Source organism: Alkalihalobacillus bogoriensis ATCC BAA-922 (genome assembly GCF_000621445.1).
Classification (GTDB): domain Bacteria; phylum Bacillota; class Bacilli; order Bacillales; family Bacillaceae_F; genus Bacillus_AO; species Bacillus_AO bogoriense.
In genome coordinates this window covers 1-24027 of record NZ_JHYI01000032.1, presented here as the reverse complement: position 1 = coordinate 24027, position 24027 = coordinate 1, and the positions used below count along the sequence as shown (strand labels likewise).

The 24027-nt window shown below is 35.5% G+C and carries 23 protein-coding genes and 1 pseudogene; 23 read left to right on the top strand and 1 reads right to left on the bottom strand.

The window, feature by feature from the left end; genetic code table 11:
- Nucleotide 1 precedes the first annotated feature (1 nt).
- The 22 genes from T323_RS0112655 to T323_RS0112550 all read left to right on the top strand — a co-directional run bounded on the left by T323_RS0112655 (nucleotide 2) and on the right by T323_RS0112550 (nucleotide 23225).
- A complete protein-coding gene (locus tag T323_RS0112655; protein ID WP_026673621.1) occupies nucleotides 2-688 on the top strand; it encodes a head maturation protease, ClpP-related in 687 nt (228 codons plus the stop codon).
- Nucleotides 689-701: 13 nt separating this feature from the next.
- Complete coding sequence (locus T323_RS0112650; RefSeq protein ID WP_026673620.1) at nucleotides 702-1895, top strand: phage major capsid protein; 1194 nt, start codon at nucleotides 702-704, stop codon at nucleotides 1893-1895.
- A 10-nt stretch (nucleotides 1896-1905) separates the two neighbouring features.
- Nucleotides 1906-2127 carry a hypothetical protein gene (locus tag T323_RS0112645; protein WP_026673619.1) on the top strand — a complete coding sequence of 74 codons (222 nt, stop codon included), beginning with the start codon at nucleotides 1906-1908 and terminating at the stop codon, nucleotides 2125-2127.
- 22 nt (nucleotides 2128-2149) lie between these two features.
- Nucleotides 2150-2452 (top strand): head-tail connector protein, encoded by a 303-nt coding sequence (locus tag T323_RS0112640; protein ID WP_026673618.1) that lies wholly within the window; start codon nucleotides 2150-2152, stop codon nucleotides 2450-2452.
- Between the two features lie 4 nt (nucleotides 2453-2456).
- Nucleotides 2457-2795 (top strand): phage head closure protein, encoded by a 339-nt coding sequence (locus tag T323_RS0112635; RefSeq protein ID WP_026673617.1) that lies wholly within the window; start codon nucleotides 2457-2459, stop codon nucleotides 2793-2795.
- Nucleotides 2776-3147 (top strand): HK97-gp10 family putative phage morphogenesis protein, encoded by a 372-nt coding sequence (locus tag T323_RS0112630; RefSeq protein ID WP_026673616.1) that lies wholly within the window; start codon nucleotides 2776-2778, stop codon nucleotides 3145-3147. The genes T323_RS0112635 and T323_RS0112630 overlap by 20 nt, the downstream gene beginning before the upstream one ends.
- Nucleotides 3144-3488, top strand: coding sequence for a hypothetical protein (locus T323_RS0112625; protein ID WP_026673615.1), 345 nt, complete (start codon nucleotides 3144-3146; stop codon nucleotides 3486-3488). Before T323_RS0112630 ends, T323_RS0112625 begins: the two co-directional genes overlap by 4 nt.
- Nucleotides 3476-4048: a major tail protein gene (locus T323_RS0112620; RefSeq protein ID WP_026673614.1), complete on the top strand. Its 573-nt coding sequence runs from the start codon at nucleotides 3476-3478 to the stop codon at nucleotides 4046-4048. The genes T323_RS0112625 and T323_RS0112620 overlap by 13 nt, the downstream gene beginning before the upstream one ends.
- A 16-nt stretch (nucleotides 4049-4064) precedes the next feature.
- On the top strand, nucleotides 4065-4364 hold the full coding sequence (gene gpG / locus T323_RS0112615) for a phage tail assembly chaperone G (protein ID WP_026673613.1): 300 nt from the start codon (nucleotides 4065-4067) through the stop codon (nucleotides 4362-4364).
- Nucleotides 4365-4375: 11 nt separating this feature from the next.
- Nucleotides 4376-4531 carry a hypothetical protein gene (locus T323_RS29185; RefSeq protein ID WP_169737900.1) on the top strand — a complete coding sequence of 52 codons (156 nt, stop codon included), beginning with the start codon at nucleotides 4376-4378 and terminating at the stop codon, nucleotides 4529-4531.
- A 38-nt stretch (nucleotides 4532-4569) separates the two neighbouring features.
- Nucleotides 4570-7158 carry a phage tail tape measure protein gene (locus T323_RS28420; RefSeq protein WP_444541712.1) on the top strand — a complete coding sequence of 863 codons (2589 nt, stop codon included), beginning with the start codon at nucleotides 4570-4572 and terminating at the stop codon, nucleotides 7156-7158.
- Nucleotides 7158-7865, top strand: a complete 708-nt coding sequence (locus T323_RS0112600) for a distal tail protein Dit (RefSeq protein WP_026673612.1) — start codon at nucleotides 7158-7160, stop codon at nucleotides 7863-7865. Before T323_RS28420 ends, T323_RS0112600 begins: the two co-directional genes overlap by 1 nt.
- The gene (locus T323_RS26645) at nucleotides 7865-9769 is read left to right on the top strand and encodes a phage tail spike protein (RefSeq protein ID WP_051556515.1); all 1905 of its coding nucleotides are present in this window, start codon (nucleotides 7865-7867) and stop codon (nucleotides 9767-9769) included. The genes T323_RS0112600 and T323_RS26645 overlap by 1 nt, the downstream gene beginning before the upstream one ends.
- 25 nt (nucleotides 9770-9794) lie before the next feature.
- Nucleotides 9795-10850, top strand: a complete 1056-nt coding sequence (locus T323_RS0112590) for a hypothetical protein (RefSeq protein ID WP_026673611.1) — start codon at nucleotides 9795-9797, stop codon at nucleotides 10848-10850.
- 13 nt (nucleotides 10851-10863) lie between these two features.
- The gene (locus T323_RS0112585; protein WP_051556514.1) at nucleotides 10864-12525 is read left to right on the top strand and encodes a hypothetical protein; all 1662 of its coding nucleotides are present in this window, start codon (nucleotides 10864-10866) and stop codon (nucleotides 12523-12525) included.
- Nucleotides 12526-12541: 16 nt separating this feature from the next.
- Nucleotides 12542-12970, top strand: a complete 429-nt coding sequence (locus T323_RS0112580) for a phage holin family protein (protein WP_026673609.1) — start codon at nucleotides 12542-12544, stop codon at nucleotides 12968-12970.
- Nucleotides 12954-13940 (top strand): N-acetylmuramoyl-L-alanine amidase, encoded by a 987-nt coding sequence (locus T323_RS29570; protein WP_026673608.1) that lies wholly within the window; start codon nucleotides 12954-12956, stop codon nucleotides 13938-13940. The genes T323_RS0112580 and T323_RS29570 overlap by 17 nt, the downstream gene beginning before the upstream one ends.
- 77 nt (nucleotides 13941-14017) lie before the next feature.
- The gene (locus T323_RS0112570; protein ID WP_026673607.1) at nucleotides 14018-15301 is read left to right on the top strand and encodes a recombinase family protein; all 1284 of its coding nucleotides are present in this window, start codon (nucleotides 14018-14020) and stop codon (nucleotides 15299-15301) included.
- Nucleotides 15246-16577 (top strand): recombinase family protein, encoded by a 1332-nt coding sequence (locus tag T323_RS0112565; RefSeq protein WP_026673606.1) that lies wholly within the window; start codon nucleotides 15246-15248, stop codon nucleotides 16575-16577. The genes T323_RS0112570 and T323_RS0112565 overlap by 56 nt, the downstream gene beginning before the upstream one ends.
- Before the next feature lie 154 nt (nucleotides 16578-16731).
- A complete protein-coding gene (locus tag T323_RS0112560) occupies nucleotides 16732-17439 on the top strand; it encodes a hypothetical protein (RefSeq protein ID WP_026673605.1) in 708 nt (235 codons plus the stop codon).
- A gap of 99 nt (nucleotides 17440-17538) precedes the next feature.
- On the top strand, nucleotides 17539-18384 hold the full coding sequence (locus T323_RS0112555) for a hypothetical protein (RefSeq protein ID WP_444541713.1): 846 nt from the start codon (nucleotides 17539-17541) through the stop codon (nucleotides 18382-18384).
- A gap of 80 nt (nucleotides 18385-18464) precedes the next feature.
- A complete protein-coding gene (locus T323_RS0112550) occupies nucleotides 18465-23225 on the top strand; it encodes a protein NO VEIN domain-containing protein (protein WP_026673603.1) in 4761 nt (1586 codons plus the stop codon).
- A gap of 138 nt (nucleotides 23226-23363) precedes the next feature.
- Here T323_RS0112550 and T323_RS29760 read toward each other — a convergent pair whose 3' ends face one another.
- Nucleotides 23364-23564 carry a DUF4368 domain-containing protein gene (locus tag T323_RS29760; protein WP_084309267.1) on the bottom strand — a complete coding sequence of 67 codons (201 nt, stop codon included), beginning with the start codon at nucleotides 23562-23564 and terminating at the stop codon, nucleotides 23364-23366.
- A gap of 14 nt (nucleotides 23565-23578) precedes the next feature.
- Here T323_RS29760 and T323_RS28860 point away from each other — a divergent pair.
- Nucleotides 23579-23683, top strand: a pseudogene (locus tag T323_RS28860) (IS1595 family transposase); the annotation flags it as partial.
- Between the last annotated feature and the right edge of the window lie 344 nt (nucleotides 23684-24027).

Here is a 24027-nt window from a genome sequence, read left to right as displayed (position 1 = left end):
CTTGAAGAAATTTTGGAACTGGGTCAAGAACGAGAGTGGTCGAACGCTCCATCTTGACGGAGTGATTGCAGAAGAATCATGGTTTGGTGACGAAGTAACGCCCAAGCAATTTAAGACTGAACTGACCAATGAAAGTGGAGATATTACCATTTGGATTAATTCACCAGGTGGCGACGTTTTTGCTGCTAGTCAAATTTACAATATGCTGATGGATTATAAAGGCAAGGTCACTGTGAAAATTGATGGTGTTGCTGCAAGTGCTGCATCGGTGATTGCCATGGCTGGTGGAGAGGTGCATATGTCTCCTGTCTCCATGATGATGATTCATAATCCGATGACCATTGCCTTTGGGGATACTGCTGAAATGGAAAAAGCCATCAATATGCTGAGTGAGGTAAAAGAGAGCATCATTAATGCTTATGAATTGAAGACAGGTCTTTCAAGGACCGAGCTCTCAGATTTAATGGATGCAGAAAGCTGGTTCAATTCGAAAAAGGCAGTGGAAATGGGGTTTGCTGACGAAGTCATGTTTGTAAATAAAAGTGAATCAGACTCACCAGAGGAAGGGATCATCTACAGCAAAATGGCAGTCGTGAATTCGTTCTTACACAAACTGCCACAAAAAGAAGAGAAAAAAGGTACCGATATCACAATCTTAGACAAGAGATTAGAACTCTTGAAATATTAAGGAGGAGATTTGAATGAGTAAAGTATTAGAGCTACGTGAAAAAAGAGCAAAAGCATGGGAAGGGGCTAAGGCTTTTCTTGATTCCAAAAGAGGAAAAGATGGGCTACTCTCAGCTGAAGATACATCCACTTATGAAAAGATGGAAGAAGAGGTCGTCAATCTTGGGAAGGAAATCGACCGATTGGAATGGCAACAAGCGATTGATTTTGAGTTATCCAAGCCAATTAACCAGCCGATTACATCAAAACCTACGGGAACTGGGGAACATAAAACTGGACGAGCCACTGATGAATACAAAGATGCGTTCTGGAAGTCGATGAGAAACAAAAGCAATTTTGATGTTCAAAATGCCTTAAAGGTTGGTACGGATTCTGAGGGAGGTTATTTAGCTCCAGATGAATTTGAACGTACATTGATTGAAGCATTAGAAGAAGAAAATATCTTTCGCTCGTTAGCTAAAGTCATTACGACTTCTTCAGGGGATCGTAAAATTCCGGTTGTTGCTTCAAAAGGAACCGCTTCTTGGGTGGATGAAGAGGGATTAATTCCAGAGTCGGATGACAGCTTTGGTCAAGTATCCATTGGGGCCTATAAGCTAGCAACGATGATTAAAATATCAGAGGAACTATTAAACGATAGTGTTTTTAACTTACAAGCGTATATTGCAAAAGAATTTGCCAGACGGATTGGTGCCAAAGAAGAGGAAGCGTTCTTCGTAGGAGATGGTACCGGAAAGCCGACTGGTATTTTTAATGCCACAGGTGGTGCAGAACTTGGCATTACAGCATCATCTGCAACGGCTGTTTCTGTTGATGAAATTATGGACTTATTCTATTCTCTACGCTCGCCATATCGTAAAAATGCAGTCTTTGTCATGAACGATGCGACCGTGAAACTGATTCGTAAGCTAAAAGACGGAAATGGGCAATATTTATGGCAACCTTCCATTCAAGCTGGACAACCAGATACCATTTTAAATCGTCCAGTAAAAACATCAGCATATGTACCAACAGTTGCTACTGGTGCAAAGACGATCGCTTTTGGTGACTTTGGTTACTACTGGGTTGCAGATCGACAAGGTCGTTCGTTCCAACGCTTAAACGAATTGTACGCTGCAACTGGACAAGTCGGCTTTAAGGCCACTCAGCGGGTGGACGGAAAGTTAATTCTTACTGAAGCTATTAAAGTTTTACAACAGAAAGGCTAGGTGAAATTAGATGAGTAATGTGAAAAACTATACCGAACAAGGTGGGGAACGCACCATAATAGAAGGTACGTTAGAAGTTACCTCAGATGGGAAGTTGATATTTGAAGGGACTGAGTTTTATCCAACTGAAGTCCAGACCGCAAGCGTAGCTACAACTATTGAAGAACTGAAGGACGATTTTAATGCCTTATTACAAAAGTTGAAACAAGCTGGGATTATGCTGAGTGAATAGTACGTCCAAAGGAGGTGAGGGTATGCTTCTTTCACTTGAAGAAGTAAAAGATTATTTGCGAATAGACGGTGATGAGGAAGATGCCCTTATCACTTTTTTAATAGGTACCGCTCAAGAGATTTGTGAGGACATATTAAGATACCCAATTACGGAATTAGAAAAAGAACCTTTTATCGTTAAGCAAGCCATGTTTTATTGTATTGCAAATATGTACGAAAAAAGAGAAGGTACCCATTACTATTTGAAAAACGAGAGTGGTGGTATTAAGGAAACGATCGGCCTAATGAAAGTCCTCCTTAACGCTTATCGGAAAGAAAGTTGGTGATGAAGTGGAGATTGGTCGTCTAAGACATCGAATTACCCTTCAAAAACTGAGAATTGCAACAAACTCGAATGGTTTTGAAGTAGAAAATTGGGAAGAGTTCAAAACGGTTTGGGCCGCAGTTTCCAATCTTCAAGGCAGAGAATATTTTGCCGCAGCAGCTATTCAAGCAGAAAACATGGTGAAGTTCACTATTCGCTACCTTTCAGGAGTAGACACATCCATACAAATACTTTTTCGAGATAAAGTTTATAACATAAGCTCCATTGATAATATCCAATACAAAAATAGGTATATGGAGATTAAGGCACAGGAGGTGAGTGCCAATGGCGAAAATAGAGATTGAGGGGATTGAAAATGTCCTACAAGAACTTGAGAAGTTAGGGAATATGGGGCGGAGGGTTGAAAATACAGCATTGAAAAAAGCAGGTGAAACAGTACAAAGCGCTATTCAAGCTGAAACACCAACAAGAACAGGTCAACTAAAGGAAAGTATCACTGTGTCAAATGTGAAAACAAAAAGCGGAGCGAAGCACGTTGAAGTTGGCCCTGGCAATAAAGGCTGGTATGGTAAGTTCGTGGAATTTGGGACAGTAAAAATGAAAGCTAACCCGTTTATGTCTAGAGGATATGAAAAATCCAAAGGTGAAGCCATGGAGACAATTAAATCTGAATTAAAGAAGGGTCTGGGATTATGAGTATCAATCTAGACGTACTAACAGCTCTTTCGGATTTGAATATTCCAGTAACGTTTCAAACTTACAGTGGGAAAGCGGATACTTACATTACTTTTTTTACTTATTTAGATAAACCAGAACTACATGGTGATGATAAAGAATTTACCACCGGTCAATACATTCAAATTGATGTTTGGTCGAAAGGGGATTATAACCAACTGGTCATTGATGTTCATAATCGTTTGAAGGAAGTAGGCTTTAGAAAGCTCAACTTTTATGACCTTTATGAAAAGGATATAAAAGTTTATCACAAAGTAATGAGGTATGTAATAGAGAAGGAGGCGCAACGATGGCGCAAATAGGATTAAGAGACTTACATTTTGCAATTCTGTTAGAAGATAGTAAAAGTGTTTTAGAATACGAAGCACCGGAGATATTGATAGGAGCAATTAATGCCACAATCAACCCAACGGTCAATACTCAGGAATTGTATGCTGATGATCAACTGTGGGAGTCAGTTTCTGCTCTAGGGAAGATAGATGTCGAAATAGAAACAGCAGATTTACCTTTAAAACTTCGAGCGAAACTGGGAGGGCATACAATGGAAAATGGTGTCCTTATTGAGAAGTCGACAGATGTGGCTCCTCATATTGCTCTAGGATTTAAAAGTTTGAAATCTAGTGGAAAGTACAGGTATGTGTGGCTTTTAAAAGGTATAGCTGAACCAATGGCAGAGGATTATTCAACAAAGGGAGACAACGTTGAACATAAAACACCAAAACTAAAACTAACCTTTATGCCAAGGGCACATGATGGAGAATGGAAACATACTGCAGATGAAGATACAGAAAATTTCACAGGTGCTGATGGCTGGTTTGATCATGTACCGGGAGTTACAACCATAGAAGACGGTGGTTTCTAAGAGGAGGATTTAAGCTATGAAAATAAATCTTAAAATAGGTGGGGAAGACAAAACTTTTGTCACAGACTTCATCAGTGCAAGGATGATGCGAAAGACAATTGAAATTTCAAAGAGTATGAACTTTGAAGAAATGAGTGTAGATGACCTAGATATTATGGTCGCATATCTTGTCCAGCTATTTGGAAAGCAATTTACGATTGATGATGTATATGACGGGCTTCCATCAAAAGAACTCGTATCAACTCTAATTAAATGTATCAATGAAGTGGTAGGAGATATGGGAGCTGTAACCCAAGGTGATGAAAAAAACGGGTAGAGGGGGATCTGATGGCTCCCCAAGATTTTATAGATGAGATTTACTTAGCCCTTTTAGAGCAGGGGTGGTCGTTAAATGATATTGATACGATGGACATACTCTATTATCTTCGACTATTAAAACGAAAAATGACTTCCAAACAAATTTATATAGATGAAATCTTCTAGCACCTTTTAAAAGGTGTATTTTTTATGCCTGAAAGGAGGTGGGGGAGTTGGCAGACATTGGACAGTTGAATGTCAGGGTAGGACTTGATAGTACTGGTTTTCAGAATGGTATCGGTAAGTTAAACCAAGAAATGAGAAAAGTGCAGTCAGAGTTTAAACTGGCCACAGCTCAATTAGGTAATCATGGTACCGAGCTTGATAAACTTAAAACGAAATCTGACTCTTTAACTAAACAAAAAGAAATCCAACGACAAAGAGTGGCGGCCCTTGAAGCTGCTCATAAGAACGCAGTTGAAACAAAAGGTAAAGATGCCAAAGCTACTGCAGACTTAGAAGTAAAGCTTAATCAAGCTCGAGCAAGTCTCGCTAAAATGGAGCAGGATTTAGCAAGTATAAATCGAGAAATTGAAATCCAATCATCTGGATGGTACAAACTGGGCAAAAGTTTAGAGCCGATTGGTCAATCAATGCAGGATATCGGTAAAAAGATGGAAAGCGTCGGGCAAGATTTAACTAAAAAAGTTACATTGCCACTAGCCGGGATTGGTGCAGCAGCAGTAAAAATAGGTTCAGATTTTCAAGCAGAAATGAGTAAAGTGCAAGCAATTTCAGGAGCAACTGGTAATGAATTGCAGAAGCTAACAGATAAAGCAAAGGAAATGGGATCAAAGACAAAATTCAGTGCGAGTGAATCGGCTCAAGCTCTTAATTATATGGCGATGGCTGGATGGGATACCAATCAGATGTTAGATGGTCTGGCTGGAGTTATGATGCTTGCTGCTGCAAGTGGTGAAAATCTAGCTACAGTATCAGACATTGTAACCGATGCCCTCACCGCCTTTGGGATGAAAGCAAGTGAAGCGGGTAATTTTGCAGACTTACTTGCTAGTACGGCTAGTAACGCAAATACCAATGTGGGAATGTTAGGGGAGTCATTTAAGTACGTTGCCCCTGTATTCGGCTCTTTAGGTTATTCAGCAGATGACGCTGCTTTAGCTTTAGGGTTAATGGCTAATGCAGGGATAAAGGGAAGTCAAGCTGGTACAACTTTACGAGGCGCGATTACAAGGTTAACTAAGCCAACAGGAGCTGCTTCTGAAATATTGGAGAAGCTTGGATTGACCATGACGGATGCACAAGGGAACATGCTTCCCTTTAAAGATGTTATGGATCAATTGCGAACATCATTTGGAGGGTTAACACAAGAACAACAAGCACAATATGCAGCAACCCTATTTGGCCAAGAAGCGATGAGTGGAATGTTGGCCATTGTGAATGCTTCAGATGAAGATTATAAGAAACTCACCCAAGCAACAAGAGAATATAATGGCGTTGCTGGTGAAATGGCTGATATCATGCAAGATAATCTTCAAGGACAATTAACGATCTTGAAGTCACAATTAGAAGGAGTAGCCATTCAAATCTTTGAAATTTTACTGCCTCAACTCATGAAGTTAGTTGAATTTCTACAAAAAGTGGTGGAATGGTTTTCCAACTTAAGCCCAGCTACGCAAGAAACCATTGTAAAACTGGCAGCACTCGCAGCAGCATTAGGACCTGTTTTAATAATTAGTGGGAAAATCGTTGCTGGAGCTGGGGCTGTTGTCAGTGCTTTTTCTAAAATTTCATTAGCCCTTGCAGGTAAAACAGCGGTCGTAGGTACAGCTACAACAGCAGCAGGGGGATTAGTTGCTATAAAAGGAGCATTAGCTACAGCTTTTACAGCTCTAACAGGTCCGATTGGAATTGCGGTAGCTGCTATTATAGGAATTATAGCTATCGGTATAACTCTTTGGAAAAATTGGGATACGATCAAAGAAAAAGCCAGTGAATTAAAAGATTCTATTTCTAATAGATGGAATTCAATAAAAGAAAAAACGACTGAATCATGGAACAGTGTAAAGAGCTTTTTAAATGAAAGCTGGAACGATATAAGGTCTAACACAAATGAAACATTATCAAATATTAAGGATCGAGTACAGAATAATTGGGAAGATGTAAAGTCTAGAACGTCCATGACGTGGGAAAACATGAAATTCTCTACTTCTAATGCATGGCAGTTTGTTAGAAACAAAATTAACGAACATGGTGGCGGGATACGTGGCATTATTGGTACTTATACAGAGGTGTATAAGAATCTTTGGAGTAGTTCTTTAAACACGATGGATAGTATTACTGGAGGAAAATTTACAAATATGGTAGGTAAAATTTCGAATGCTTTTACACAGATTACTAGCTCTATTCAAAAGGGTATTGACCGAATTAGAGAGTGGAATGCTACATCGGTTAAGGAAAAGGTTTTTAGTATCACTGAAAGCATAAAAAAAGTCTTTACTGGTGGTTCTTCTGGTGTAGCTTCTAACTTTCGAGGTACAAGCTTCTTTCAAGGAGGGCTTACAATGGTAGGGGAGTTAGGTCCAGAGTTAGTTCAGCTACCAAAGGGAACTAAGATTTATAATGACCATCAAACGAAGCAAATCTTGAACCAAACGCAGGGTGCAGAAAAGGGGAATTTTACTCTATACATTGATAAATTCGTTAATCAAACTGATAAGGATATAGAGCAACTTGCTTATGAATTAGAATTTTATCGTCAGAGGATTGCTTTAGGGAGGGGAGGGACTTAATGCTTAGTTTTACCTTCGGTGGAAAAGATAGTTTTATAGATTATGGCTTTGTTATCGAGAAGAGACCTACCATATCTTCTCCTAAAAGGAGAGTCACTTATATTGATATACCAGGAAAAAATTCAAGTATAAGGTACGATGAAAGGACATACGAAGACATTACTATTCTAGTCGAGTGTGGTTTAAACCTAAGAGGAAATCTGATAGAAAAATTAGATGAAATAAAATCATGGCTCTTTAATACTGGCGAGAGCAATTTAGTGTTTAGCTTTCAACCAGATAAGAAATATATTGCTCAGGTCGTGAATGCTATTGATTTTACACAAGTGTTTAAGTATACATCCAAGTTTCCCATCTTGTTTAAATGCAGACCCTTTAAATATGCAGTGCAAAATGAGGAAATAGTAATTGAAACAAATGGCACAACCGTTCATAATCCCGGTTCCATTGAAAGTTTGCCAGTTATAGAGTTGACTGGTAGCGGAGATATAGAGCTAGATATTAACGCAGGCGTCATTCATTTAAAGGAAGTACAAAACAAAATCATCCTCAATTCAGAATTAGAAGATTGTTATGATGAAGAGTATAACAATCTAAATTCAAAAATGTTAGGGAGGTTTCCTTTATTTAATATAGGAGCAAATTCCATCCACTGGACAGGAAATGTTCTAAAACTTGAGGTGCGACCTAACTGGCGGTGGTTGTAATGCTAGTAGTTTATGATAAGAAGACAGGAAAAAACGGATTTAACAACAATGGTTTATCTGTATTAGATAAGTGTATGAAAGCAGAAATTACAGAAGAGCTAAATGGAGAATACAGCTTATTTGTAGAATATCCAGCAGATTCAGAAAAAGCAAATCATCTTGTAGAGTTCAATATTATCAAAGTTGATTCAAAGCTTTTTAGAATATATAAGGTGGAAAGGCAACAGGATACGATTAGAACGGTAAAGGTTTGGGCGAGGCATATTTTTTATGACCTTGCTTTTTATTTTATAGAAGCAGTTAATCTAGTTAATGCCAACATGAAAGAAGCAGTAGAAGGTACCATTCCTCCAGAAGCACAAGTCTCATTTCAGTTCTCAGCACCAGAAAAAAATATATACCCAGTCAAAATGCGAAATGTTAATGCCTTAGAAGGCCTATTTAAGTTAATTGATATTTATGGCGGTGAGCTATTAAGGAATAATTATCACGTAGAAATTGTAGAAAAACGGGGAAGAGATGTTGGACTAGCAGTAAGTTATGGAAAGAACATTAAGGGGTTAAAAGCAATTATCGATACCACCGAATTTGCTACTAGAATTTATCCAATAGGTGATAACAATCTTGTGCTTCCAGAAAGGTATGTGGAAACGGACAGCAGCATTATCAATCTACTGCCTTATCCAATTACACGAAAAGTAGAATTTTCAGGTATTAAAGACGTGGATAAATTAAGGGAACTGGCAGTTGAATACGTAAAGAAGATTTCAAATCCCTTTATCCATATTAAAGTAGATTTCTTAGAACTGAGCAAGACGAAGGAATACGAACAGTACTCTAAATTATTCGATGTAAATTTGGGCGACTTCGTAAAAGTACGCCATGAAAAGCTTGGGATTTACTCTGAGTTAAGAGTGATTAAAATTGTAAAAGACATTTTAGAACCGATCAATACAAAGATTGAACTTGGTCAATCATTAAATACTATTATTAATCAATTAGATTTTAATAGTATTGTTGAACGATTAGAAGGGAAAATTGAAGGGACACAAAATGCAGTCATTATTAAGAAAAACAACGATTTGTTAACTATTTCTTCTTCTAGTTATTTTCAGGCAATGGTTGTGGGAATCTCAGTATTAGCTGATACAAATTTGACTTGTAACTTAATCATTCATTGTTCAGCTTCTGAAGATCTTGTCTTAAATATGAGATTCGCTTTAGATGGAAATTATTATGACTTTCAACCAAGTCAGCAATTGGCACGCGGAGAGAATGTGGTCAGTTTAACCATACCTATCCTACAAGTCTCTGCTGGACAACATGCTTATGTAATTGAACTTAGGACATCAAGTGGTCAATTAGTCATCGATAAGAATAACCTGCAAATCATGATTGAGGGACGCCACCTAGAGGGAGGTTTAAGTCCAACTCTACCAAGAGCAGAAGTAGTACAGTTTGTACTATACCTTTTGTTTATGGAAAAAATACGAGGTTACAAGGAACAGATAAAAGAAGAGATAAGTATTAATCATATTCACCCAACACAAATCGCTGCTTCTGAAGTGATTACCTATGCCGAAATGGCAAACCGACAGGTAACAAATATGAATACATTTTTAGACATTATGATGAGAGTAACAGGTATTAGTCAAATAGCTGATGCAAAATTCTATTCAAATTTATTGGTAGATGAATGGGTACAACAATTTACTGAACTTCAACCTTTAGGAGGAGGGAGCTGGAGAGTATCTAAATTTGTTACCATCAATGAGTTACAGCCTATAACAATAGGTGGACCAGGAGTAGCTATGGGTTCCGGGGTTGTTTTTCAAGTAGCATTTTCCAATCCGAACTTATATAGAGAATTAACTAGCTTCGAAGTTACGCTAGTGGATACTTAATGGTCCAAAGGAGTTGAGTTTCGTCATGTCAGGAACAGAAACATTTGAACAGGATCCTTTTAGATTTTCTTTTACCGGTGATTGGCTAAGGACTAATCAAAGAGCTTATGAAGGGGAATATTCATATGGGAGTAGAATCATTTCTCATAATCAGCAAAGCAATGCGTATCTAACGATTGTTACAGATTACATTGAGTTTTATTGGTTCGTCAGCTCCGAAAATAATTACGATTGGTTTGAGTTTTATATTGACGGAGTTAGAGAATTTAGAGCTTCGGGAACAAGTAATTATTGGACTAAGTTTTCAAAGCAATTACCTAGTGGAGAACATACTTTTCGTTGGAGATATATGAAGGATGGGTCAGTAACCCATGGTGATGACCGGGCATATATAGACAACCTAGTTTTGTCTATCGTTTCAAATCGTTATTTTATTGAAGATGAAGGAATTATGAAAGCATGGAATAACAATTCCAAAATGTATGAAGCCATTCAAATTATAGATGGCCAAACCCAGCAACCAGTCAATGTAACTCCAAATAAATTAACCGACCAAATTTTTATGGCCTACGGAATGGAAGAAATCCAGCCTAGCAAACAAGGGCTTTTTGATTTGCAATCAAAAATACATTACTTCACGAATCAAGATGAAATCGTTAATCAACCACAAAATTATTGCCTTAAATTAACTGAAACGGTGACCAGTCTACCTAAGGTAGTAGTTGAAAAAACAGCCAGAAAGTTAGGTAATTTAATTGATACCATTATCATTGATGATTTTGTCACTGGTTCGGGAGATTTGCAATATGCGTTAAGTAAAGATAGCGTTACTTGGTTTACCTTTAATGTAAATACTATGGAATGGCAGCAGGTAAATATCGCTAATGATCTCGATTTTACAACAAAAGGAATGAGAAAAATAGATTTTCAAATCATTCAAAAGCAACACTATGAAGGGCTATTTCAGGCACAAGATGACCTGTATCTAGCCTTTCGTTTTTATAAAGAAGGATTAACAGATGATTGTCAATTTAAAGGGGTAAAGATTAACTATACTTCTCCTTTAGATATTACGATGTAAGGAGGTGACCATTGTGGCAATTAGGGAAGTGATAAGCTACAACAAGGATTTATTAACCGGTGATTTGTTTACCCTATTAAAAAACAAAGAAAATACGGGGATAAAAGGGAAAGTTCTCATTGAAGTCTTTGATGCTCAAACACATGAAAAGGTAAAGGAAGCTTATACAGAAAACATCATTCCCGACCTAATCTTTAAAGATATGTTCTTGCGATATTTTGCAGGAGAAGTCATGGGGATTGGAAATACCAACCATAACCACACCAAGAATTTATTCAACAATATTTTTCTTACAGATTCTACGAAAGCAGAAATGGCAGGTACTGAAAAAGTGTTCGGTAATGTGGTAGGTTACGCCCATCGGAACTCTACCTATTCAGGTCAAGATCCATTACGGGGGACTATCAACTTAGCTGAATCCAAGTTAGAGATAAGAAACAATAAAATTAGGGTCAACTTTGTATTTGATTTTCCAACTCATGCTGCTAACGGTGAATTTGAGAGTATTTTTTGGAGTGACGCATTTAGTGCATTAAATGAATGTTATATTGGTCCGCCAATTTTCGGGAAGGGAACAGATAGTGGTGATGGGTATGTAAATGCGATTACAACTGGAACGGGTACACAAAGGGCAATTTTTTGGACTGTGTCACATGCTATGAGCATTTACTCACCTTCTAAATTCAGATTATTTACAGATTTTCATAAAGGATTTGTTTGTTTTGATGGAACTAATTCTACATCAGTAAACTCGACTCTTATTCAATTTCCAGAACATCTAAAGGGGCACCAACTATTATTGCCTTTTGATTTAAATCGTTTTGAAACAGGATTTATTGATTGGAACAATGCCGTGATCCTATTAAGTGAGTCTGGTCAAAGTTTTACAGCTAATCAACTAACAGCTGCCTTTCCAATTCTTAAAGATGATGGAGACATTGATTATATTTTTGGATACCATCAATCTGGAAATCTATTAAGGTTATACCGTTGGAGTAGGGTAGGCGTATTACAAAGTAGTGTTACCATCGATAATATGGCAACTGAGTTTCAAGATGAATATGGAGCTAACTTCACCTACCGAGATATTGCAATCACTCCTCTTTTTTGGGGTAATCCTATAGAAGTTTATGGTCACAACAATAGAACAGATCCATCATTCAATGAAACGGTCTACTCTAGTAGAGTCATAAGACTAAATGTAAATGGTACCAAGCATAGTGAACTTCATTTAAAGCCTAGAATTGGTGGATCTACATGGTTTGCTTCAAGAGGAATGAACAGCGGTAATATAGATCGTAGGTGTTATCTATCATCTATAAATAGAACTAGGAATCGAGTTTATCTCTATTACGTTGGAGTCAATGGGGGAAGTAGTTTCTACCAAGTAATAACCCCTGAGGGAAATGTGTTAGAAGCCTATCGTACAACAGGAATTACATCGGAATTTTATAATATTAGAGGAACAGATAAATGGCTGTACATGTATAGAGATTACAATACAGGTACTGGGTGGCAACGATATCACTTTGGAATTCATTACGCAGGAACATCTCGACCCAGCGGTGCTCATACAAAACTAGCGAATCCAGTCCAAAAAACAGATGCGAACACCATGAAAGTTCAATATATGTTTGAAATTGACTTAGTTACTTATACGAACGACATATATTAAAAAAGGAGACAGAGAAATGAAATTGATAATAAGTTCATTACAGCTTAGTTTTTCTGCTGTTGGAGGTTATCTCGGTTGGTTTCTGGGGGGCTATGACGGCTTTTTGTATGCCCTTATCATCTTTGTGATAATTGACTACTTAACTGGGTTCATGGCTGCAATTTTGGAGAGGAAACTTGCAAGTAATGTAGGGTTCCGAGGGATTTTTAAGAAGGTAATGATTTTTACCCTTGTAGGTGTTGCACATATTATTGACAGCCAGATTATCGGTGACGGCAGTGCCATTCGCACAGCGGTCATCTTTTTTTATCTTACGAATGAAGGAATTAGCATTGTTGAGAATGGAAGCAGGATCGGATTACCGATACCTCAGAAACTTAAAGATGTACTAGCCCACTTGAACGGAAATGCAAAGGAGGAAGGTAAGAATGAAACTAAACACTAGGTATATGACTAGGAATGACTGCTATAAAGCAGGGAGAAAAATTACACCTAAAGGCATTATGATCCATTCGACTGCTACGCCTGGAGTAATGGCTGCAGACTGGTTTAGTCGTTGGAACAAGTCGTATCAGGCTGGGGAGATCAATCGGCAAGTTTGCGTTCATGCCTTTGTCGATGATAACGAAGTGTGGCAGTACCTGCCTTGGGATCACCGTGGCTGGCATGCAGGAGGGACAGCTAACAACACTCATATTGGCATTGAAATCTGTGAGCCAGCTGGATTTTCCTACTCAGGTGGTTCGAACATGATTGGCTATGATATATCAAAGAATGAAGCTTATTTTAGAAAGGCTTGGCAGAATATAGTGGAAGTTTGTGTGATGCTCTGCCAAAGGTATGGCTTAACTGAGCGGGATATCATTTGCCACTCTGAAGGTAATAGAAGAGGGATTGCCAGTAATCATGGGGATGTTATGCACTGGTTCCCTAAACACCGTGAAAGTACAGAAAGCTTCCGAGCTGCAGTGAGGGCCGCATTAAAGAATTCAAGTGAACCGCCAGAAACATCTGCCACTCTTAAAGTAGGGGATGTGGTGGAAGTTAAAGCCACATCGAATGCATATTATCCCGGTGGAGCAGCTATTCCAGATTGGGTCAAAACAGACTGTTATCACAAAGTAACTCAAGTTATTTCAAACGGAAAACCTGTTGTTAAAGGTGGGAAGACTTGCGTGCTGCTAGGCAAAAAGGTAGATAAGAAGAATGGGAACGAATCTGCGGGGATTTTGACTTGGGTTGAAAAGGATGTTCTTAAGGTAATTAAAACGTCATCAAGTAAAATAGAAAACTTTTCAGACAGCCAGAAGTATTACCGAGTCCAGGTGGGAGTCTTTTCTAAAAAGGCTAATGCAGAGGTAATACTTAAGAAGCTTAAAGCAGCGGGGTTCGAAGGCTATATTAAATTCGAATAATGGTTCTATCAACTTGATTATTTAGACCTTTAGAGTGATATATAGTAGTACCAAATTGATAGGAAGGAGTGCTTCCATTGCGAGTTAGAATCATTGAACCAACAGTTGTACAAGAAACAAAGAAAAGAGCATGTGCTTATGCGCGCGTTTCAACAGATCACGACAAGCAATGTGAATCTTTAGAAAATCAAATTAGTTACTACGAAAGGTTGATAGCTGCTAACTCTGAATTTGAATTTGTTGGTGTTTTTGCAGACAGAGGAATTAGTGGTACAACTGATAATCGACCAGAGTTTCAAAGGATGCTAGAGTTAGCAAAGCAAGGAAACATTGACATAATAATTACAAAATCAATCTCTAGATTTGCACGAAACACGACGGTTATGCTGCAAATTGTAAGAGAACTAAAAGAGATTGGGGTAGAAGTACGATTTGAAAAAGAAAACATCAATACTTTATCAGGGGACGGGGAGTTAATGCTAACCGTCCTCTCTTCTTTTGCTCAGGAAGAAAGTAAAAATATAAGTGAGAATACCAAATGGGCGATAAAGAAGAAGTTTGAACGAGGGGAACTAATGATAAACACGAAGCGGTTCCTCGGATACGATAAAGACAAAAATGGAAACTTGGTTATAAATGAAGCAGAGGCCAAAGTTATTCAATACATTTTTAATAGCTGCATAGAGGGAAAAGGTGCATTTACGATAGCTAAGGATTTAAATATTGCTCGAGTACCTACGGTAACAGGTGGCGAATGGCAAGAAAGTACAATCTTAAACATCCTAAAGAATGAAAAATACAAAGGAGATGCCATTCTTCAAAAATATTATACCCCAGACCATTTAAGGCAAGGTACAAAACCGAATAATGGTGTGTTAGACAGTTACTACATTAAAAACAACCATCCAGCAATAGTCTGTGAAGAAGTATGGAAAGCAGCCCAAAGAGAAATGCGATCTAGAGCAGAGGCAAAAGGGAATGTTGAAGGGGAAACAAATAAATACCAAACTCGATATAAACTAACCGGAATGCTTTATTGCAGCAAGTGTGGAGCAACATTAAAACGAAGGATTTGGAACAGTAAACACCCATGTAGAAAAGTAGTATGGCAGTGCAGCACTTACATTAAAAGCGGAAAAAATGCTTGTCCAGGAACTAGAATTGACGATGAGTTGATTGGCAAGCTCAACATAATAGAAGAAACCATTGTGGAGGAGGTTCTAAAAGATGGCAAGAAACATTACCGTTATACCAGCAAAAGGGAATGGGCAGACCAATGCAATACAGTTAGAGCCGATAAAGAAAATGGCAGCTTACTGCAGGGTATCAACAGACCAATTAGAACAGTTGTCAAGCTATGAAGCACAAGTTGAATATTATACAAAATACATTACCAACCATCCAGATTATGAGTTTGCAGGGATTTACGCAGATGAGGGTATATCAGGAACGAATACGAAAAAGCGTGAGCAATTCTTAAAAATGATTGAGGATTGTAAAGTTGGGAAGATCGACATGATCATAACCAAATCAATATCAAGGTTTACTCGGAATACATTGGATTGTTTGAATTATGTAAGACAACTAAAGGACCTCGGAATTGGTGTGATTTTTGAAAAGGAGAATATCAATACGTTAGATGGAAAAGGAGAGGTTTTGCTAAGTATCCTTTCAAGCTTGGCCCAAGATGAGAGTCGATCCATCTCGGAGAATTCAACCTGGGGGATCAGGCGACGGTTTGAACAAGGGAAAGTATCAGTTAATCACACAAAATTTCTCGGCTATGATAAAGATGACGAAGGTAACCTTGTAATCAATGAAAAGCAGGCTAAAATTGTAAAAAGAATTTATACAGATTATTTAAATGGTAAAGGGCCAAATCGAATTGCTAGGGAACTCGAGGCAGAAGGCATTCCGAACTGGAACGGGAAAGCTAAATGGTACGAAAGCAGCATCAGGAAAATGCTTAGTAATGAAAAATACAAAGGAGATGCCCTTCTACAAAAGACTTACACAGTAGACTTTTTATCAAAGAAAAGAGTTGAGAACACAGGGCAAGTTCCCAGGTATTATGTTGAAGAAAGCCATCCAGCTATTATTGATAAGGAGATGTGGGAAGCAGTTCAGTTAGAAATCGAAAGAAGAAAAGCATTTGCTGAAAAGCATGGGATAGTAAAAGTTGATTATGCTACGGTAGATAATCCTTTTGCAGGAAAAGTAATTTGCGGACAGTGTGGTAGCCCATTTGGGAGAAAGGTTTGGAATTCAACGGATGAGAATTTTAGAAGAGTTGTCTGGAGATGTAATGAGAAGTATAAGGTCAAAGGCGAAGTAAAGTGTCAAAATAAACATATTGATGATAAGGCATTATATCAAGCGTTTATTAACACTTTTAATGGCATTCTAGAAAATAAAGATTACTTTATGCAGAAATGGCAGCAAAAGAATTCCAGCGGCAACTTCCTTGAAAAATATAGAGCACAACAATTTTATATTCTTTTTACAAAGGGAACTCCAGTATCAGAGTTTGATATAGATTTGTACTTTAAACTTATTGAAAAAATGGTGGTGTTTGAAGGGGGAAAAATAATAGTAAGTTTACTTGTTGGGGTAGAGATTGAATGTCAAATTGAATAGGTATTAATATGTCGGTTGGGGTGTATTCACCTTGGCCGGCTTTTTTATTTTTGTGAAAAAAATAATTCCATAGGGTTTTCACCCACATTATAAGTATACACAGGTTCATTCGAGGAAATATTTCATAAAAAAGGTAAATAGGAGTGATCCCTAAGTGGAATTTATTTTAAACAAAACAACTATTTTTGATGAGAACATTGATGAAAAATTTAGTGAGGTACTGAAGTCTTCCAGTGATAGCTTTGCTGCAGGAAATGTCTATAAATTTACGGTGAGCTTTCATGTGAACTTATTAAATGATACAAGGTTTGAGGAGTTTATACTTCCAGTTTCGAGAAAACGTAGTAACGATACTAGAAAAGATAAAATTTATGATGTGATGAGCTTTCAGTTGAAGAAGTTAGAAAAAGTATTAGAAGAAAATGATATTGAAGTCTATTCTACAACTATTCAAGGAGATCAATTAGCTGAAGAAAATATAGTGAAAATAGCTATTGATGAAGACTTGACAGCTAACCAAAACACTTCAGGAAAAGGGAAAAATACCAAGAGAGGTAAAGTAAGTTCTGTTATTCCAAGTTTGCCATTTACGCAACAAAATATTACTAACCTTGCTTCAGAAAGAATAAGTAAGTTATTTAATGAACTGATGAATATTATCAAAAATAAAAAAATAATGTCCGATATATTAGAAATTGATGAAACTGATGATGAAAAAAAGTTGTTTAAGGCATTTGCCAGCCGTTACGGTGGATTGTGGCTCACTACAAGTGAAAAAGAAAAGGAATTATTAGATCAATTAAGAAACAGATGTGAATATGTTCTTAAGAAATATACCGAAGAAAAGGAGAGAGATAAATAGGTGTAATAGATACCTAAGTATTTTTCTTTGCATTTTTACCAAATATTATAAATTATTGGTACAATGGTCTTGATGACGGCAAACCTTTATGCTCGCGAGGTGATAGAGTTGCTTACAATTGAAGAATATATTGCTAGGAGAAAAAAAGAAGACAAAATTGATGAATTTACCATAGATGAAAGAAATGAAAACATGAGGCTATGTGTCAATTATGTCTTTGAATATTTTAATAATTACTTAAACATTACTGAAGCTGAAGAAAAAACGGCTTTAAAAGATGAGAAGCTGGATAAATACAGAAAACAACTAAAAGATTACGATCAGGCAATTATAGAGTGGTTGATTGGTATTTACTCGGAGTATGGTAAGCAAATAAACAAAAACATGGGTAATATTTTAAAGGAAGACGAATTCTTTTTTCTATATAGCTCCGATAAGGAATTTAGATCGTTATCTTATGACTGCTATTCCAGATTAATAAAAAAGTTTCCTTTTTTAAAGGCCCAGACAGAAATGTTATTTCTATTTATTAAGGACTATCACCGGGTAATGAGCCAAATTGGAAAAACAAATGACAATGTTTTCATTTCTGATGAAGTAAATGAGTGGATACACAAAACGTGGGAAAAGTACCAAGTTAATTTACATGAATTTGCATTCCAGTGGGTTAACTATTTTTGGGATAATGAGAATTTGTGGCCAGCTTCTCATAGAAGAAAGAGCAATACTAACTATAGAAAATATGATTACGACATTAAACAAAAAAGCAATTTATTTAACTTAGATTCTCTTTATAGGAAGATGCCGAAGAAACCATTTACCAAAGGAAGAAAGCAAGAATTTGAGATACTAATGATGTATTACTGGCTGCATGAGCTACAAGGTGATGAAGGTTACTGGCAGGAATACCTAGAGAAAACATTGCCTTTCCTACAATCAAAATAAATAGTGAATTTATTTAAGGAGGTACTTTTAAATTATTCTCTTTAATATTCTATTCTAATAAAAAGAGGGGAAGAGGAAATTTGCTTAAATATTTTATAGAAAAAGAGTTGGCTAAAATTGAAAGGAGCTATTTAGATTCACCAGAAAAAATTGTATCGGAATATAATAATGAAATAAGGAATATTGAAGACTATCGAGGTAGACAATTACTGGAGCTTCTCCAAAATGCTGATGATGCATCAGTAACTGATAAAGAACGTAGTGTTCTTGTAAAGTTTGAAGGAAATAAATTAATTGTAGCAAACAATGGTGAACCATTCTCTAAAGAAGGTATTCTTTCATTAATGTATGCCAATTTAAGCCCTAAGTTTAGAGAACAGAATAAAATTGGAAATAAAGGGCTTGGGTTTAGATCCCTGCTTAGTTGGGCCAATTCTATTTATATAAAGAGTGAGGGTCTTTCAATAAAATTCTCTAAGGATAGTGCTAAGGACTTTCTGAGTAAAATATTAGAGAAAAAGAGTGACCATATACACAGATTAAAAGAATTGTCAGACGAAGAATTTCCAATAGCAACATTGTTAGCACCGAAATGGGTTGATGAAGTTCCGCAAGATTATATTGATTATGATACATATATTGTTATTGACTGTATCGACGAAGTTAAAGAGGATATTGAGAATCAATTAAAAGAAATAGATAAAGAAATTATGCTCTTTTTAAATAATGTTAATACTATAAATATTCAGAGTGAGGTAAAGATCGAAAAATTTACACGGGAGTTTATAGATGAAAATCAAGTTAAAATTTATATATTTAAAGGTGACGATCTAATAAATCAAAAGACTTGGTATTTAAATAGAGTAACAGATAAATTTCGAGGGAAGGATTATGAACTAATTGTAGCTTACAATGAGGATTTGAGCGATTCAAAAAATGTACTTTATAGCTATTTTAGAACTGATGTTGCTTTTCCTTTTCCCGCTATAGTTCACGGAACTTTTGATTTGAGTGGCAATAGGAACCAATTGATAAAGAATAAAGAAAATGATTTTTTGATTGAGAAATTAGTTGAACTATTAATAGACACAGCAATAAAGATTACAAATAGTACCGATGAAGTAGATTACGGCGCTTTAAAACTTTTAGCTTTTGAAGAACGATTCGATCCGATAATGAATGACTATTTTAAGTTTAAAGAAAAGTTAATTGAAAAAATTAAACAGAGCCCTGTATTCCCTACAATAGCAGGAACATATATAACACACCAAGAAAGACCGGTGTTTTATAGTTCTCCATATGCCGATATCTTACCAAGTAATACTTTTGGAAATTTACTTTTGTATACTGAAGATGAAAAAATAATAGATCTTTTGAAAAGGGTAGGGAATTTTACTTATAAGTACGATTATTTTATAAAATCTATAAATAAAATTGTGAATAAACTTACTGTAACACAAAAGGTTTTGTGTATTAAATACCTTTTAAATGATTATAAAAAAGAATTGAGCGATGAAAATAACATAAAACCATTACTCTTAATTGACAATGATGGTAATCCTATAAAAGAAGATATAGAGGTCTTTCTACCGGCAGAAAATGAACTTTTTAATAATATGCCGGAATTTGTAAAATTAAAGTTTTTAAATAAAGAAATGTTTAATATTTTAAGGAGAGAATACGGAAATACAAATGCAAGAGGGATTGCTGATAAATTAAAGGATTTAAATGTTTTTGAATATAGCTTTGATCCGGTTCTCAGGAGGATTTCCAATCTCACATGGAAGCTATTTGAAGAACAGGGTAATCAGGAATCGTATATAATCGATTTTTTATCCTGGCTCTTTACCGTTTTTGTGACCAGTAAAGAAAAAGAAAATTTGCCACAAATTCAAACGACTCTAAATGTACCGGTGTTAAGTAGGGATGGTACTGTTGAGAAGGCTGATGAACTATATTTTGGATATGAATATAAAAATATTATTTGTGAAAAAATTCTACAGAATATTAGTGGGGTTCACTTTATCTGTGATTACAAAAAAATTCAATTTGAAAGTAATGACCTTAATTTAATTATTGATTTCTTTAAGTGGCTAGGTGTTGCTACTTTCCCTAGAGATGCTGTTTCTCGATTAAAGACTAACGAGCAAAAAGAATATTGCGATTATGTGTTTAAAGATTTAGATCCTATTAAAATTCAAGATTATAATTTTAATAATATACAAGAGCTTAAAAACAAAATATATTCAATTAATTCAGTTAATGTGCTGCAAATAAAATTATTGGATGAAATACTTGATACGGCTGACTTTGAAGATATTTTAGTTTGGCTAATTTATGATAGTAGAATGAAAAATATTATCGAATCAAAAACGGAATTGATAAACACAGCTAAAATAGAAATTCAATTCAAACCTTCAAATAGTAATGTAAGGAAAATGTATAATCATCAAATGGAATCATATTTTTTATGGAAATTGAGAAAAACCCCATGGATAAAGACTCATAGTGGAACCAAGGTGGTACCTAGTAAGTGTTGTTTAGCCAAAAATATCAGTAAAGAATTTTCTCCACTGATCGAAATTCCAGATATTGATTATTCTAAAGCTATTTTCAAGTCATACAAAATAAATCGTGAAGATGTAGAATATTGGTTAAGCAAAATAGGTGTTCCTAAAGACTTTAGTGATTTCAACACTTCAACTGTATACTCAATATTACTCAAATTACCTCGGGTTGATAAAAATGGAAAAAATGCTAAAACATTATACAGACAAATTATTCAAAATTCCTCTGAGGATAAGTGGGATAAAAATAATAGCTTCTATAAGCAGTACATGAATGAAGGAAAAGTTTATGCGGATCTTAATGGTACAATAGATTATTTTCCAATTAAAGATGTTTATTATCTCGATAATAGAATGCTATGCGAGGATGTTATCAAGCAATTTCCTATACTTGAATTAGAAAAGAGACAAAATATAAAAAACGTTAATGCGATTTTAGGAGTTAGGCCCTTGAAAAATGTACATTTCAACATTATAGAAGAGCCGACACTTCATAAATTAAATAAGAAATTTCAGTTAGATCTGCAAGTTTTTTTACCCTATGTCTATTGTTTTAGAATTGATAAAGATTCAAACCATCAAGAGAGAAATGCCTTGAAAGAAACAAAAGTTTATTTATGCACAGATGTTAAAGCAGTCTATAAAATAGATGATATAGAAAATACATTTGAAGTAAATCCATATGAATATATTTATCTTGAAAATGATAAAAGTATATTTTTAAAAGTAGAAGCAAACAACCACAAAGACTTAAACGATTTGAAAAGTGATTTTAAATTTTGTGAAGCAATTGCAGAGGTATTTGCAGGGGTTATTAAGGTTGAAGAAAATCGTAAAGATTTTAGGGAGCTCTACGCGAAGAATATTTCAAAGAGAGATGCAACATTACGTAGTGATCTAGATGATGAAAAGCTTTTAAAACTTAATGAATCAAAAAAGTGGTTAGAAATAGTTACTGATAATAAAATAGATTTTTGGAACACGATAGTTAGTATAGTCAGTCCAGGTGCTTCCTTACCAGAAGATGAAGATAAGTTAGTGGAGTTTTTAAAATCTAAACTTGCAATTAACTCAACACTAATCGACAGGCTGTTTTATGATTTCAATTATGATGATTTAGATGGAAAAGATAAAAATATTGAGATTTTAATAGCTCTTTTTAAAATACTAAGTTTAGACGTTTCGGCATTTAATAACTATAACGCCAGAGAAATTAATTTGATAGATTTTTATAAAAACAAGATAGAAAGTCTTAAAAGTAATTACATGAAGAAATATTATTGCTATCTATATAATGAGCTTTTTAGTAAAGAATTAGCTGAGAAAAAATTGTTTGAAAAAAGAAAATCTGAGTACATTAATCTTCATATTGAACCTAAAAATTCCGTGAAATTTGAAGCGGAAAATGAATTTTTTATAAAGTTGAAATTGACGAAAAAAGAATTAATTAATATTCACTCATTTGATTTGAGTAAACTCTTTTATGATAACAGAATAGAATTCCTAACAAAATTAAAAACGATTATTTCAATAGGTGTAAATGAAAGTGACTTTGAAAGTTTTTGTGACACCCCAGAAAATAAAAGTTTAATATATTTTAAGGAATATAATGAGTTAATTAAAAAATATCAAAAAATAATGATAAATAATCCTAGCAATAATACAGATGGAAATAGACAAACTGAGAAACCAGTAGAAGAAACGCTAGCTGATATATTATCAAATATTCTTAAAGGTGCTGGTACAGAAATAGTTCCGGGAAATCCGAAAAAACCAGAAATATTAAAAAATAAAGAAGGTAGTACTGGTGGAGGGCATTCTGGCGGCCATGGAAGATTATCTGAAAAACAAAAACAACGAATAGGTTTTACTGGAGAGGGACATGTATACAACAATTTAATTAAAAAGTATGGAAAAGAAAATGTTATTTGGTCTTCGGAGTACGGAAAAATAGCAAATAAAAATGAAGATGGTAAAGATGGACTAGGATACGACTTTAAGTATATAGATGATGAAGGTAATCATAAATTTGTTGAAGTTAAATCAACAACAGGTAATGAAATAGTCTTTTATATAACTAAAGATGAGGTTAATTTTGCCGAAAAACACAGGGATTCTTATGAATTATATATTGTAGTAAACGTGTTTGACGAAGAAACCAGAAAGATTATAAATCTCGAAAATATCTTTACTTATTCAGACGAAGAAACGTTTACGAATAATGGTAAATTTATTGTTGAAAATAAAGATTACAAAATTAAAGCGGAACTTTAATAAGATTTTATGCCCTCTGAAAAAAAGCATCTTTATAGGGGGAACATCTTTACGCAAAATCAATTATTTGCGTTTTTGTATCATGATTACGCACACAACACACGTTGAATGTGTGTCGCAGATAGTTTGGAGAGAAAGTTAATCGTTCATAAATGAAAAGTTGAAAATGATTGTTGGTACGCCGTCTTTATTTACATTAATCCTTTTTACCAGATAATGTAACATCTCACTAGTCAACTCTGTATGATTAGCAAAACGGCTTAAAGTGGATTTGAACAATTTAATATCCTCTTGAATATTCTCTTTGTGGAGTGTAGCTTGAAGCTCGCTCCTTTTCACTTTTAGTTACATAATCCGCAAAGAGACGTGGTATCAGTAATGAACAAATATGTGTGTTGGTTGCCAGAGACCGTGACAAACTAACCTATTCTCGTACATTAGGAATGGGTCGATTAACTAATGAACTGTTTTTGACACTCTAAAATTACCGAATGTTGCCGGTATTGCCTGTCCAGAATTAGTCGAATATAATGTCCTTATGTAGTTCGGAATATTTCGACATTTATCATTCTGGAGAAAGGAAAAAGACATCTCCCAAAACGTGTAACTGCGCCAACAGTTATACAGGAGATGTCCCACAAAAAAGTATATGATTATTGTATCAGAATATCAGCTGATTGAAAACATACTTACTGGAGTTTTTAGTTAGGGGTGCAGAGAAAATCCCCTCTCCTTGTTGTGGAAAAAACATGTTGGTTAGAGGAACGACGAATCGAAAAGCCAAAAATCATACGGGACAAAG

Coding starts and splice junctions, on each gene's coding strand:
- gpG (WP_026673613.1), top strand. CDS start 4,065: ATGAAAATAAATCTTAAAATAGGTGGGGAAGACAAAACTTTTGTCACA.
- T323_RS29185 (WP_169737900.1), top strand. CDS start 4,376: ATGGCTCCCCAAGATTTTATAGATGAGATTTACTTAGCCCTTTTAGAG.
- T323_RS0112590 (WP_026673611.1), top strand. CDS start 9,795: ATGTCAGGAACAGAAACATTTGAACAGGATCCTTTTAGATTTTCTTTT.
- T323_RS26645 (WP_051556515.1), top strand. CDS start 7,865: ATGCTAGTAGTTTATGATAAGAAGACAGGAAAAAACGGATTTAACAAC.
- T323_RS0112565 (WP_026673606.1), top strand. CDS start 15,246: ATGGCAGCTTACTGCAGGGTATCAACAGACCAATTAGAACAGTTGTCA.
- T323_RS29570 (WP_026673608.1), top strand. CDS start 12,954: ATGAAACTAAACACTAGGTATATGACTAGGAATGACTGCTATAAAGCA.
- T323_RS0112645 (WP_026673619.1), top strand. CDS start 1,906: ATGAGTAATGTGAAAAACTATACCGAACAAGGTGGGGAACGCACCATA.
- T323_RS0112625 (WP_026673615.1), top strand. CDS start 3,144: ATGAGTATCAATCTAGACGTACTAACAGCTCTTTCGGATTTGAATATT.
- T323_RS0112600 (WP_026673612.1), top strand. CDS start 7,158: ATGCTTAGTTTTACCTTCGGTGGAAAAGATAGTTTTATAGATTATGGC.
- T323_RS0112650 (WP_026673620.1), top strand. CDS start 702: ATGAGTAAAGTATTAGAGCTACGTGAAAAAAGAGCAAAAGCATGGGAA.
- T323_RS0112580 (WP_026673609.1), top strand. CDS start 12,542: ATGAAATTGATAATAAGTTCATTACAGCTTAGTTTTTCTGCTGTTGGA.
- T323_RS0112640 (WP_026673618.1), top strand. CDS start 2,150: ATGCTTCTTTCACTTGAAGAAGTAAAAGATTATTTGCGAATAGACGGT.
- T323_RS0112620 (WP_026673614.1), top strand. CDS start 3,476: ATGGCGCAAATAGGATTAAGAGACTTACATTTTGCAATTCTGTTAGAA.
- T323_RS0112630 (WP_026673616.1), top strand. CDS start 2,776: ATGGCGAAAATAGAGATTGAGGGGATTGAAAATGTCCTACAAGAACTT.